Origin of the sequence: Streptomyces sp. NPDC059832 (genome assembly GCF_042731715.1) — a bacterium.
Taxonomy (GTDB): domain Bacteria; phylum Actinomycetota; class Actinomycetes; order Streptomycetales; family Streptomycetaceae; genus Streptomyces.
This window is the reverse complement of sequence record NZ_JBHWIY010000002.1, coordinates 427,082-440,162: the sequence shown is the minus strand read 5'-3', so window position 1 is coordinate 440,162 and position 13,081 is coordinate 427,082. Positions and strand designations below refer to the sequence as shown.

The 13,081-nt window shown below is 73.0% G+C and carries 9 protein-coding genes; 3 read left to right on the top strand and 6 right to left on the bottom strand.

What is annotated here, in order from left to right; genetic code table 11:
- Window positions 1-197 precede the first annotated feature (197 nt).
- Both ACFV8T_RS04340 and pepN read left to right on the top strand, forming a co-directional pair.
- Window positions 198-1,226: an aspartate-semialdehyde dehydrogenase gene (locus ACFV8T_RS04340; RefSeq protein WP_385324374.1), complete on the top strand. Its 1,029-nt coding sequence runs from the start codon at window positions 198-200 to the stop codon at window positions 1,224-1,226.
- Between the two features lie 184 nt (window positions 1,227-1,410).
- Window positions 1,411-3,987, top strand: a complete 2,577-nt coding sequence (gene pepN / locus ACFV8T_RS04335; protein WP_385324371.1) for an aminopeptidase N — start codon at window positions 1,411-1,413, stop codon at window positions 3,985-3,987.
- 155 nt (window positions 3,988-4,142) lie between these two features.
- Here pepN and alc read toward each other — a convergent pair whose 3' ends face one another.
- The 5 genes from alc to ACFV8T_RS04310 form a co-directional block, all read right to left on the bottom strand.
- A complete protein-coding gene (gene alc, locus ACFV8T_RS04330) occupies window positions 4,143-5,282 on the bottom strand; it encodes an allantoicase (protein ID WP_385324370.1) in 1,140 nt (379 codons plus the stop codon).
- A gap of 55 nt (window positions 5,283-5,337) precedes the next feature.
- The gene (locus tag ACFV8T_RS04325) at window positions 5,338-6,261 is read right to left on the bottom strand and encodes a LysR family transcriptional regulator (protein ID WP_385324368.1); all 924 of its coding nucleotides are present in this window, start codon (window positions 6,259-6,261) and stop codon (window positions 5,338-5,340) included.
- Window positions 6,262-6,371: 110 nt separating this feature from the next.
- Window positions 6,372-6,602, bottom strand: a complete 231-nt coding sequence (locus ACFV8T_RS04320) for a hypothetical protein (RefSeq protein WP_124717671.1) — start codon at window positions 6,600-6,602, stop codon at window positions 6,372-6,374.
- 67 nt (window positions 6,603-6,669) lie between these two features.
- Window positions 6,670-8,889, bottom strand: a complete 2,220-nt coding sequence (gene malQ, locus ACFV8T_RS04315) for a 4-alpha-glucanotransferase (protein WP_385324366.1) — start codon at window positions 8,887-8,889, stop codon at window positions 6,670-6,672.
- On the bottom strand, window positions 8,890-9,159 hold the full coding sequence (locus ACFV8T_RS04310; RefSeq protein ID WP_385324363.1) for a hypothetical protein: 270 nt from the start codon (window positions 9,157-9,159) through the stop codon (window positions 8,890-8,892).
- Window positions 9,160-9,470: 311 nt separating this feature from the next.
- Between ACFV8T_RS04310 and ACFV8T_RS04305 the strand changes: the two genes are divergently transcribed.
- Window positions 9,471-12,485 carry a beta-N-acetylglucosaminidase domain-containing protein gene (locus ACFV8T_RS04305; protein ID WP_385324360.1) on the top strand — a complete coding sequence of 1,005 codons (3,015 nt, stop codon included), beginning with the start codon at window positions 9,471-9,473 and terminating at the stop codon, window positions 12,483-12,485.
- Between the two features lie 45 nt (window positions 12,486-12,530).
- Here the strand turns inward: ACFV8T_RS04305 and ACFV8T_RS04300 are convergent, their stop codons facing one another.
- Window positions 12,531-13,067, bottom strand: coding sequence for an HNH endonuclease (locus tag ACFV8T_RS04300; protein ID WP_385324358.1), 537 nt, complete (start codon window positions 13,065-13,067; stop codon window positions 12,531-12,533).
- Between the last annotated feature and the right edge of the window lie 14 nt (window positions 13,068-13,081).

The following is a 13,081-nucleotide window of genomic DNA, read 5'->3' as shown; positions in this document are numbered from 1 at the left end:
GCGGAGAAGCACTCGATGGCGCCGATAGAGATGGGGGGGGCGCGTCATGGTCCCCGATCGCACCCCCCCCCCCACTGCCGTGTGCGCGGCCGGGCGGGCACCGTCCGTACCGCGGACAATGGATTGGACAAGAAAGCCGTGGACATACGCATCATGGAGCGGCAACCGTCTCAGTTCGTACGTTCGAAGGAGTCCCTGTGAAGGTCGGAATCGTCGGCGCCACCGGTCAGGTCGGCACAGTCATGCGCAGCATCCTGGCCGAGCGGAAGTTCCCTGCCGACGAACTGCGGCTCTTCGCCTCCGCGCGCTCCGCGGGCTCGACGATCGAGTGGCAGGGCCGGGAGATCACCGTCGAGGACGCCGCGACGGCCGACTACACCGGACTGGACATCGTGCTGTTCTCGGCCGGTGGCGCGACGTCGAAGGCGCTCGCCGAGAAGGTCGCCTCGCAGGGTGCCGTCGTGATCGACAACTCCTCCGCCTGGCGCAAGGACCCCGCGGTCCCGCTCGTCGTCTCCGAGGTCAACGCGCACGCGATCACCGACCGGCCCAAGGGGATCATCGCCAACCCGAACTGCACCACGATGGCCGCCATGCCCGTGCTGCGTCCGCTGCACGACGAGGCCGGTCTCCAGGCGCTGACCGTCGCCACCTACCAGGCGGTGTCGGGTTCCGGTCTGGCCGGCGTCGCCGAGCTGCACGGCCAGGCGTCCAAGGTCGTCGCCGACGCCGACAAGCTCACCCACGACGGCGAGGCCGTCGAGTTCCCCGAGCCGGGCGTCTACAAGCGTCCGATCGCCTTCAACGTGCTGCCGCTGGCCGGTTCGATCGTGGACGACGGCTCCTTCGAGACCGACGAGGAGCAGAAGCTCCGCAACGAGTCCCGCAAGATCCTGGAGATCCCGGAGCTGAAGGTGTCCGGCACCTGTGTCCGGGTCCCGGTCTTCGCCGGTCACTCGCTCCAGGTCAACGCCCGTTTCGCCCGTCCGATCAGCGTGGAGCGCGCGTACGAGCTGCTGAAGGACGCGCCGGGCGTCGAGATCTCGGAGATCCCCACCCCGCTCCAGGCGGCCGGCAAGGACGCCTCGTTCGTCGGCCGGATCCGGGTCGACGAGACCGTGGAGAACGGCCTCGCGCTCTTCGTCTCCAACGACAACCTGCGCAAGGGCGCGGCGCTGAACGCGGTGCAGATCGCGGAGCTGGTCGCGGCGGAGCTGAACGGCTGACGCCCGGGGCACGCAGCTGACGTTCGAGGCACGCAGTTGACGCTTGAGGCATGCGGGAAAGGGTGGCCACCGGTGTGCGGTGGCCACCCTTTCGTATGCGCGCACCCACCGCGGACCGGGCCCCCGCCGGAGCGCGCGACGTGGAAGGATGACCGGAAACGTCACATACCAAGGAGATGACCGCGTGCCTGGCACCAATCTGACCCGCGAAGAGGCACAGGAGCGGGCGCGCCTGCTGACCGTGGACGCGTACGAGATCGATCTCGACCTCTCCGGAGCGCAGGAGGGCGGCACCTACCGGTCCGTGACCACCGTGCGCTTCGACTCCGCCGAAGCCGGTGCGGAGACCTTCATCGACCTGGTCGCCCCGGCCGTGCACGAGGTCGAGCTGAACGGCAAGGCGCTGGACGTCGCGGCCGTGTTCCGCGACTCGCGCATCACGCTCCCGCACCTGGTCGCGGGCTCCAACGAGCTGAAGGTCGTCGCCGACTGCTCGTACACCAACACGGGCGAGGGCCTGCACCGCTTCGTCGACCCGGTCGACCAGCAGGCGTACCTCTACACCCAGTTCGAGGTGCCGGACGCGCGCCGGGTCTTCGCGAGCTTCGAGCAGCCTGACCTGAAGGCGACGTTCCGGTTCACCGTGACGGCGCCGGAGGGCTGGACCGTCATCTCGAACTCGCCGACGCCCGAGCCGCGGGACAACGTCTGGTCCTTCGAGCCGACGCCGCGCATCTCGTCGTACATCACGGCCCTGATCGTCGGCCCGTACCACTCGGTGCACAGCAGCTACGAGAAGGACGGCCAGTCCGTCCCGCTCGGCATCTACTGCCGTCCGTCGCTGGCCGAGTTCCTCGACGCGGACGAGATCTTCGACGTCACGCGGCAGGGCTTCGACTGGTTCCAGGAGAAGTTCGACTACGACTACCCGTTCGCCAAGTACGACCAGCTCTTCGTCCCGGAGTTCAACGCCGGTGCGATGGAGAACGCGGGCGCGGTCACCATCCGCGACCAGTACGTGTTCCGTTCGAAGGTGACGGACGCGGCGTACGAGCGGCGTGCGGAGACCATCCTGCACGAGCTGGCACACATGTGGTTCGGCGACCTCGTCACCATGGAGTGGTGGAACGACCTGTGGCTGAACGAGTCGTTCGCCACGTACACCTCGGTCGCCTGCCAGGCGTACGCGCAGGGCTCGAAGTGGCCGAACTCCTGGACCACGTTCGCCAACTCCGAGAAGACCTGGGCCTACCGCCAGGACCAGCTGCCGTCCACGCACCCGATCATGGCGGACATCCGTGATCTGGACGACGTGCTGGTCAACTTCGACGGGATCACCTACGCCAAGGGCGCCTCGGTCCTGAAGCAGCTGGTGGCGTACGTCGGCATGGACGAGTTCTTCAAGGGCGTCCAGGCGTACTTCAAGGCGCACGCGTTCGGCAACACCCGGCTGTCCGACCTGCTGGGCGCCCTGGAGGAGACCTCCGGCCGCGACCTGAAGACCTGGTCGAAGGCGTGGCTGGAGACGGCGGGCATCAACATCCTGCGCCCGGAGATCACCACGGACGAGAACGGTCACGTCACCTCGTTCACCGTGCTCCAGGAGGCCCCGGCCCTCCCCGCCGGTGCGAAGGGCGAGCCGACGCTGCGCCCGCACCGCATCGCCATCGGCTGCTACGACCTCGACGGCTCCGGCAAGCTGGTCCGCAGGGACCGCATCGAGCTGGACGTCGACGGTGCGCGCACGACCGTGCCGTTCCCGGCCGGTACCGCCCGCCCCGCCGTGATCCTGCTCAACGACGACGACCTCTCGTACGCGAAGGTCCGGCTCGACGAGGAGTCGCTGCGCGTCGTCACCGAGCACCTCGGCGACTTCACGGAGTCCCTCCCCCGCGCCCTGTGCTGGGCCTCCGCCTGGGACATGACCCGCGACGGCGAGCTGGCGACCCGCGACTACCTCGCCCTGGTGCTCTCCGGCATCGGCAAGGAGTCGGACATCGGCGTCGTCCAGTCGCTGCACCGCCAGGTGAAGCTGGCGCTGGACCTGTACGCGGCGCCGGAGTGGCGCGAGGCCGGGCTGACGCAGTGGACCGAGGCCACCCTCGCGCACCTGCGTGCGGCGGAGCCGGGCAGCGACCACCAGCTGGCCTGGGCCCGCGCCTTCGCGGCGACGGCCCGCACCCCGCAGCAGACGGACCTGCTGCAGTCGCTGCTCGACGGCAAGGAGACGGTCGAGGGCCTGGCCGTCGACACGGAGCTGCGCTGGGCGTTCGTCGAGCGGCTCGCCGCGACCGGTCTCCTCGAAGAGGACGAGATCGCCGCCGAGTACGAGCGCGACAGGACGGCGGCGGGCGAGCGCCACGCCGCGACCGCCCGCGCGGCACGCCCCACCGAGGAGGCGAAGGCGGAGGCGTGGGCCTCGGTCGTCGAGTCCGACAAGCTGCCGAACTCCCTCCAGGAGGCGGTCATCGCCGGCTTCGTCCAGACCGACCAGCGCGAACTGCTGGCTCCGTACACGGAGAAGTTCTTCGCCACGGTCAAGGACGTCTGGGACTCGCGCAGCCACGAGATGGCACAGCAGGTCGCCATCGGCCTCTACCCGACCCTCCAGGTCTCGCAGGCCACGCTGGACGCCACGGACGCCTGGCTCTCCTCGACGGACCCGAGCGCGGCCCTGCGCCGGCTGATGTCGGAGTCCCGCTCGGGCGTCGAGCGCGCCCTGAAGGCCCAGGCCGCGGACGCGGCGGCGGCCACGGCGTGACGCGCTGACCGGTGAGACAGTGAGGGGCGCCTCCCGTGACGGGGGGCGCCCCTTCGTTCGTGCTCCGGACGGCCTGGTGCTGGAAACCGCCCGTCGGGCGGGCGCGGTCGCGCAGCCGTCCGACGGGCGGGAGCAGGGGGCGCGGAGCCAGGGTGCTACGCGCCGGACTCCTCGTAGCGGCGGGCCAGTTCGGCCGCGCCGGACTCCGTCAGGCTGCCGTGCAGGCGCATGCGGGCGACACCGCCGTCCGGGAAGGCGTCGAGGCGGACGTGGGTGACGATCGCCTGGGCGCGGAGCGGGAAGCGGTGCGGGGTGTCGGGCTGGAGCCTGGTGCGGGGAATGATCTCGAACCACTCGCCGGTCTCGCCGTTGCGGCCCTGGAGTGCGATCCAGCCGGCCGCGTTGCCCTTGAGGTAGGCGGTGTCGATCTCGACCGCGCGGACCGCGCCCTGGGCGGGGAGGCGGAAGCGGACCCAGTCGTTGGTGTCGCGGACCCGGCGGCGGCGGTTCTCCCAGCCGTCGTCCATCTTGCGGGAGGTGCCGGGCAGGATGATCTGGGTCGGCGAGGAGTAGAAGCGGTCCGAGGCGTCCTCGTGACTGCCGCCGTTCAGCACCGAGATCAGGTCGAACGTGCCGAGCGTGGCGAGCCAGGACGGGTCGGGGAGGACCTCGCCGTGGACGCGGAGGCGGGCGATGCCGCCGTCGGGGTGCTGGCACAGGCGTACGTGGGTGCAGCGGCGGCCGCCGGTGATCTCGAAGCTGTTGGCGGCGTGGCCGCGTACGGGGGTCGGCGGGACGATCTCCTCCCACTTCACGTCGTCGGCGAGGAGTTGGGCGGGGCTGGGCGAGCCCTCGACCGCGGTGGCCTGGATCGAAACGCGCTGCGGGTAGTTGCCTCGGAAGTGGGCCGTGTCGACGACGATGCCGCGGATGATGCCGGGGGCGCCGAGCCGGATCAGGGCCCAGTCGTGCTCGTCGGGGGCCGGGAACGGGTGGTCCGCGTCCGCGCCGCGTCGGCGGCGGGTCTCCCAGCCGTCCATGATCTTGCCCTTGTGGCCGAAGTGCTCGGGGTCGAAGGCCGCGCGCTCCCGGACCAGGAGATTCTCGCGCTGGGCGAAGAACTCGTCGTTGGCGGCGATCACGCCCGCGCCGAGTCGGCGGTCGGCGAGGTCGACGAGTTCGGTGAAGGGCAGGTCGGTGCCGCGGTAGTCGGCGTACGGGTCACCACCGCCGTACGGGGCCGCGTCGTTGGCGTGGGGGTCGTCGTGGTGGTTCTCATTCTGGTCGAAGGTCATGCACCTACTGTCACGGCCCATGACCCATCAGGTCCATCGAAAGTTTTTGCATCGTTTATTCAGTTGAAGTGAACGATTCGGCGGCCGCGGTGAGCGCCGCGAGCACCCTGGCCACCGCGGGGCCCCGCTCGGCGCCCTGCCGCACCGCCGCCACCACATGACGGCGCGGCTGGTCGGCGTCGAGCGCGCGCATCACCACGCCGCCCCGGCTGTGCCGTTCCGCCGACGCCATCCGCGGGATCAGCGCCACCCCCAGACCCGCCTCGACCATGGCCAGGATCGCCGTCCAGCCGGAGGCGCTGTGCGCCTGCTCGGGCACGAATCCGGCGGCCTCGCACGCCGCCGTGGTGATCTGCGACCAGGGGCCCGAACCGCCGAAGATCCACGGGTCGCCGGAGAGGTCCGCCAGGCGGAGGGCGGGCGCGGCGGCGAGGCGGTGGTCCGCGGGCAGGGCCACGTCCAGCGGGTCGGCGAGCAGGGGCAGCACCGCGAACCGGGGGTCGCGGGCCGTCGGGGCGTGCGCGGCGAGGGACAGGGCGAGGTCGACGTCACCGGCGACCAGGAGTTCGTACGCCTGCGCGGCCTCCGCCTCCCGCACCCGTACATCGGGCCCCGGGCGCTCCTCGGCGCGCAGCCGCCGGATCGCCGGTACGACGAGAACGGGCACGGCCGTGGAGAACGCGGCGATCCGCACCTCGCCGGCCTCGCCGCGCAGATAGCCGGTCAGTTCGGCGTCGGCGCGCTCCAGTTGGGCGAAGACGGCCTCGGCGTGGCGCAGCACGAGATGCGCGGCGTCGGTGAGCCGGACGCGTCGGCCCTGGGCCTCCAGGAGCGGCACACCGAGCTGCCGGGAGAGGCTGGACAGTTGCTGCGAGACCGCGGAGGGCGTCATCAGCAGGGCCTGCGCGGTCGCGGTGACCGTGCCCCGGTCGCGCAGGGTGCGGAGGATGCGGAGCTTCTTGACGTCCCACTCGATCATGGCCGCAACCTACCCGGCGCCGAGGGCGGGGTGCCCGGCCGCGGACATGCGTGTGCGCCGCGCGGTACTCACGGAGTACCTGCGGCGCACCCGGGACGAGCGTGTGGGTACTAGGCCTGCTTCTTGGACTTGTCCAGGACCATGACCAGGCCCGTGATGACCAGGAACAGGACGATGGGTGCCACGACGTAGAGGCCGATGGTCTCCATCGCGCTCAGGCCGGGCCCCGGGTCGTCACCGTCGTCGCGGGTGAGCGCGAGCGCGGGGGACGACATGAGCAGCATCATCAGCGTCGTTCCGGCCGCGACGGCGCCGGCGCGCATAGCGTTCTTCTTGTCCACGGTGCAAACGTAGCGAACGCCCGCGAGGGGCGCGCGCCCGGGGGTGCCGTACGAGGTCGGGGGCGGATCACGGGCGGGGGTGAGGGCGGACTTCCGGGTGGTCTTCCGGGCGGTCCCCGCTCGGGCGGAAGACCTCCATCAGCCGGTGCAGGCGGGGTGCGGCGGCCAGCTCCTCCAGGGTGACCGGGTGGCCCTCCGCGTCGGCGACGGGCAGGCGCCAGTTGGGGTACTGGTCCCAGGTGCCGGGGAGGTTCTGCGGGCGACGGTCGCCGAGCGCGTCGGGCAGCCAGACGCCGGTCAGGCGGGCGGGGGTGCGCAGCAGGAAGCGGTGCACGGCGCGGACGGCACCCTCCTCGTCGCCCTCGCCCTCGGGGAGCAGTCCGAGCCTGGCGAGATACCCCAGCCATTCGGCGGTGTCGGCCGCGTCCGCCGTCAGCTCCTGGTGCAGGGGGTGGGTGAGCAGGCCCAGGCGGTGGCGGAGCATCACATGGTCGCCGGTCAGCCGGGCCGCGGTGGACGGCAGATCGTGCGTGGTGACGGTGGCGAGGCAGCCCTCGCGCCACTCCTCGGGGGCCAGTGGGCGGCCGGTGCCTGCCCAGTCCCGTTCGAACCAGAGGACGGAGGTGCCGAGCACGCCGCGCCGGGCCAGCGCCTCACGGACCCCCGGCTCGACGGTGCCCAGGTCCTCCCCCATGACGACCGTGCCGGCCCGGTGCGCCTCCAGGACGAGGACGGCGAGCATCGCCTCGGCGTCGTGGGCGACATAGGTGCCCTCGGTGGGCGGGCGCCCCTCGGGCACCCACCAGAGCCGGAAGAGGCCCATGACGTGGTCGATGCGCAGGGCGCCCGCGTGGGCGAGGAGCCCGCGCAGCAGTCCGCGGTACGGGGCGTAGCCGGAGGCGGCGAGGACGTCCGGGCGCCACGGGGGCAGGCCCCAGTCCTGGCCCCGGGCGTTGAAGGCGTCCGGGGGCGCCCCGACGGACATGCCGTGCGCGAAGGCGTCCTGCTGGGCCCAGGCGTCGGCGCCGCCGGGGTGCACACCGACGGCGAGGTCGTGGACGATGCCGACGGCCATGCCCGCGTCGAGGGCGGCGCGCTGGGCATCGGCGAGCTGACCGTCGGTCAGCCAGGCGAGCCGGCAGTGGAAGTCGACCCGGTCCAGCAGTTCGCCGCGGGCGCGGGCGGTCTCCTTGGAGCGGGGGTCGCGCAGCCCGGCGGGCCAGCCGTGCCAGTCGGAGCCGTGCACCTCGGCGAGGGCGCACCACAGGGCGTGGTCCTCCAGGGCCTGCCCCTGCTCGGCCAGGAAGTCGCAGTACGCGGCGCGACGGCCCGGGGTGAGGGGCACCCGATGCACGAGTTCGAGAGCCTGGCGCTTGAGCTCCCAGACGGCGTCACGGTCGATCAGGGCGCCCTTGTTGAGGACGGTGTCGCTGAGCGTCGCGGCGTCCTGGCGCAGGTCGTCGAGGGTGCCCCGGTCGGTCACGTGCCCGTACTCGGGGATGGACTCCAGGTGCAGATGCACGGGGTCGGGGAAGCGCCGCGACGAGGGGCGGTACGGGGAGGGGTCGGTGGGGCGGCCGGGCACGGCGGCGTGGAGCGGGTTGACCTGGACGAATCCGGCGCCGAGGGCCCGCCCGGACCAGGCGGCGAGGTCGGCGAGATCCCCGAGGTCGCCCATGCCCCAGGAGCGGGCGGAGAGCAGGGAGTAGAGCTGGACGAGGAAGCCGTGACCGCGGGCGGGCGGCCGGGGCGCCCGGGGCGGGGCGACGACGAGCGTGCCGGTCGCACTCCGGCCGCCGGTCGCACTCCGGCCGCCGGGGGCCCGTACGGCCAGCCGGTGCACCCCGAACGGCGGCTCGGCCCACCAGGCGGGGACCGCGGGCGCTCCCGCCCCCGCCGCGCCCACCGGATCCGCAGGCCCGTGGGCGGCGCCCCGTACCGAAACGGCCGGATCCGGTCGGTCGGCCGGAATGCGCATCCGCGGGGGCGGGGCCGAACCGGGGTCCTCGGGGCCGATGTCCAGCGTGGTGCCGGGCGGCAGGGCGGTCAGGGCGTCGGGCAGCGGCTCACCGGACCACACCACCACCGTCGGCGGAAGCAGCCGGGAGCGGGCCGCGGACTCGGCGGCGGCGAGCGATTCCCGTACCGCTCCGGGCGTGCCGGCGTCCACGCCGAGCGCGGCGAGCACGGCGACGACCGTCTCGTCGGGGACGGACACCGTCACATCGGCGGACGGGGAGTAGGAGGTGGCGACGCCGTGCAGTGCGGCGAGCCGGGACAAGCCCATTCAGACTCCTGGGAACTCCGTGCCCCACGCGCCGCCGGACGTGGCCGGCTCGCTGGTCAGCGGGGCATTTACGGCGAGCGGGGGCTCGCTGGTCAGAGGTGTGGCGTCGGCGAGCGGCGGCTCGCTGGTGAGAGGTATCGCATCGGCGAGCGGCGGCTCGCTCGTCAGCGGGCCGGGCGCGGGGGCCAAGAACGCGTCGGGCCACGGGGCGGCGGGGCCGGGTACCTGTGCGTGAAGGGCGGGGAGCAGAAGCTTCGCGGCGGCGGGCATGGCGGCCTCCTGGCCGTGGGGAAAGCAGGACACAGCAGGCCTACCCGGCGGGCTCGACCACAGACGTAGGCGTTATCACAACGAATTCAACGTGCTCTGGGTCACATTCCGTTCCCCGCAGGCCCGTTCTCCGTAAGTTGTCCGCTGTTTTCGGCCATCCGGCGTCATCTTTGGCGTCCACCACCTCGGCCTACCGGCCCCTGCCCCACCTGCCGCATCGGGCATTTCCGGCACACCACCCACGCGCATTGACACCCTCGCGCGCGGGTGGTGGGCTCGGAGCCCACCGGCGGTGACGAGGGAGACGAGCGATGCGGCTCAGGCGCGGAAAGCAGGCAGCGGCCATCGCGGTCGCCGTGCTCGGCGGACTGCTCTCCACGGGAGCACCGGCCGCCGTCGCGGCCCCTTCGGATCCCGGCTCCACCGCCGTCGCCACCCCCGACCGCACGGACGACGCCGCGCTGCCCGCCGTGTGGCCCCGGCCGCAGTCCATCGAGGCCGCCGGGGCGTCCGTACCGCTCTCCGCCGAGGTCACCCTCGTCGCCGGTTCGCACGCCGATCCGTACGCGGTCGACGCGCTCCGGAAGATCCTGCGGGACGCGGGCGTGCGGACCGTCCACGAGGCCCTGCCCGGCCGCGGGCCGCTCATCAGGCTCGGCGGCGACGGCGCCGGGGACGCGCTGCGCACGCTGCACGCCCCCGAGCGCGGCGATCTGCCCTCCGGGGGCTACCGGATCGCGGTCGGCCGGGTCGCGGGGCGGGACACCGTCGCCCTGGACGGTGTCGGCGAGGACGGCCTCTTCCACGGCGTGCAGACACTGCGTCAGCTGATCCGGGACGGAGGCGTCGCCGGGGTCACCGTCAGGGACTGGCCGGGCACCGCCGTACGCGGAATGACCGAGGGCTTCTACGGGCAGCCGTGGACCCTCCAGGAGCGGCTGGCCCAGATCGGCTTCATGGGGCGTACGAAGCAGAACAGGTATCTGTACGCGGCGGGCGACGATCCCTACCGGCAGGCCCGTTGGCGCGACCCGTACCCGGCCGACCGGCGCGCCGGCTTCCGGGCGCTGGCCGAGCGGGCCCGCGCCGAGCATGTGACGCTCGGCTGGGCCGTCGCCCCCGGCCAGGCCATGTGCATGTCCTCGGCCGACGACGTGAAGGCGCTGACGAAGAAGCTCGACGCGATGTGGGCGCTGGGTGTGCGCGCCTTCCAGCTGCAGTTCCAGGACATCAGCTACAGCGAATGGCACTGCGACAGCGACGCCGAAACCTTCGGCAGCGGCCCGCAGGCGGCGGCCAGGGCGCAGGCGCGGGTGGCCGGCGAGGTGGCGCGGCATCTCGCGGACCGGTATCCGGGTTCGCAGCCGCTGTCGGTGATGCCGACGGAGTTCTACCAGGACGGCTCCACCGACTACCGCGAGGCGCTCGCCGAGGAACTGGACGACCGGGTCCAGATCGCCTGGACCGGTGTCGGGGTCGTGCCGAGGACCATCACCGGCGGGGAGCTGGCCGGTGCCCGCGCCGCGTTCGGGCATCTGCTGGTCACGATGGACAACTACCCGGTCAACGACTACGCCCAGGACCGGATCTTCCTCGGCCCGTACACCGGCCGGGACCCGGCGGTGGCCACGGGTTCCGCGGCGCTCCTCGCCAATGCGATGGAGCAGCCGTCCGCGTCCCGCATTCCGCTCTTCACCGCCGCCGACTTCGCCTGGAACCCGAAGGGTTACCGGCCGCAGGAGTCCTGGCAGGCGGCGATCGACGATCTGGCGGGCGGTGACGCACGTACCAGGGACGCGCTGCGCGCGCTGGCCGGGAACAGCGCGGCGTCCGTGCTGGGCGGTGACGAGTCCGCGTATCTGCGGCCGTTGCTGGCCGCGTTCTGGAAGTCCCGCGCGGCGCACGACGCCACGGCGCGGGCCGACGCGGCGCGCAGGCTGCGGGAGGCGTTCACCGTGATGCGGGAGGCCCCGCAGCGGCTGAAGGGCCTGGCGGACGGGCGTCTGGACGACGAAGTGCGGCCGTGGTCGGAGCAGTTGTCCCGGTACGGCCGGGCGGGCGAGCTGGCCGTCGATCTGCTCCAGGCCCAGTCGCGCGGCGACGGCGCCGCCGCCTGGCAGGCTTCGCTGGCCCTGGAACCGGTGCGCAAGGCCGCGAAGGCGGACGGCGCCACGATCGGCAAGGGGGTCCTGGGCCCGTTCCTGGACCGGGTGCGCCGGGAGGCCGATGCCTGGACGGGCGCGGACCGCGGCGACGGTACGGTGACGAAGGCTCCGGGGAGCTACACGGTCCGGCTGGACCGGGCCCGCCCGGTGGAGGCCGTGACGGCGATGACCCTGCCCGGCGGCGGCACCTTGGCCGGCGCGGCGCTGGAGGCCCGGGTGCCCGGCGAGGGCTGGCGCCGCCTGGGCGCGTTGTCGGCGAGCGGCTGGACCCAGACGGCGGCGAAGGGGCTGCGGGCCGACGCGATCCGGATCAGCTGGCCCACGGGCGGTCCGTCGTTGCCCCCGGTCCTCTCCCGCACCCTGGCGCCGATGGCCCCGGGCGGCGATGTCTCCGGGAGCGCCCGGGTACCGGCTCCGCGGGTGCACGCGCTCGTGCCCTGGTTCGGCGACGAGCCCGCGGCCCGGCTCGATCTCGCGCGCGGCGAGACGGACGCCGAGATCGGCGGCGGGCCGCAGCGGGTCGAGGCGCGCCTCGCCGGTCGCCGCCCGGCGGAGGTACGGGGCGCGCTCACCGCGAAGGCGCCCAAGGGCATCAAGGTGGACGTCCCGAAGCAGACCAGGGTGCCGCGCGGTTCCCGTACCGACGTCCCCGTCGACATCACGGTCCCGGCGGGCACCCCGGCCGGGGAGTACGAGGTGCCGTTCAGCTTCGGCGACGAACGCAGCACGCTCACCGTCCGGGCGTTCCCGCGCAGCGCGGGCCCCGATCTGCTGGGCACCGCCACCGCGTCCTCGTCCGGCGACGAGACTCCGGACTTCCCGGCGGCGGCCGCCTCCGACGGCGATCCGGGGACCCGCTGGTCCTCACCGGTCGAGGACGGCGCCTGGTGGCAGGCGGAACTGCCGCGGCCCGCCCGGATCGGCCAGGTGGTGCTGCACTGGCAGGACGCGTACGCCACCCGCTACCGCGTCCAGGTCTCCTCGGACGGCCGCAGCTGGCGCACGGCGGCGACCGTCCGGGACGGCAGGGGCGGGCGCGAGTCGGTCCGGATGGACGCGAAGGACGCCCGCTACCTCCGGGTCCAGGGCGACGCCCGGGGCACCGAGTTCGGCTACTCGCTCTGGTCGGTGGAGGCGTACGCCGTCGCCGCGACGGAGTAGCGATCCGGGCCGTTGCCGCCCCGGGACGACGAAGGCCCGGATCTCTCAGGCAGAAATGCCGTCGATCCGGGCCATGGCGTCGTCCGCGCCGAACGGTTGCAAGTACGGCAACCAGCGCGGGTCGCGGTGTCCCGTGCCGATGATCCGCCAGGCGAGGCCCGTCGGCGGGGCGGGTTGCTGGTGCAGCCGCCAGCCGAGCTCCGGCAGGTGCCGGTCCGCCTTGACGTGGTTGCAGCGGCGGCAGGCCGCGACGACGTTGTCCCAGACGTGCTGCCCGCCGCGGCTGCGCGGAATCACGTGGTCGACGCTGGTGGCGGCGGCGCCGCAGTACATGCAGCGGCCCCCGTCCCGGGCGAACAGCGCCCTGCGGGTCAGCGGTACGGGTCCCCGGTAGGGAACGCGGACGAACCGCTTCAGGCGGACGACGCTGGGGGCCGGGACGGCCCGGGTGGCACTGTGCATGAAGGCGCCGGACTCCTCGAGACAGATGGCCTTGTTTTCGAGGACGAGGACGAGCGCGCGGCGCAGCGGTACGACGCCGAGTGGCTCGTACGACGTGTTGAGAACCAGGACATGCGGCACGGTGGATGCCTCCT

Coding starts and splice junctions, on each gene's coding strand:
- ACFV8T_RS04325 (WP_385324368.1), bottom strand. CDS start 6,261: ATGATCGAGTGGGACGTCAAGAAGCTCCGCATCCTCCGCACCCTGCGC.
- ACFV8T_RS04305 (WP_385324360.1), top strand. CDS start 9,471: ATGCGGCTCAGGCGCGGAAAGCAGGCAGCGGCCATCGCGGTCGCCGTG.
- ACFV8T_RS04310 (WP_385324363.1), bottom strand. CDS start 9,159: ATGCCCGCCGCCGCGAAGCTTCTGCTCCCCGCCCTTCACGCACAGGTA.
- alc (WP_385324370.1), bottom strand. CDS start 5,282: ATGACCTTCGACCAGAATGAGAACCACCACGACGACCCCCACGCCAAC.
- malQ (WP_385324366.1), bottom strand. CDS start 8,889: ATGGGCTTGTCCCGGCTCGCCGCACTGCACGGCGTCGCCACCTCCTAC.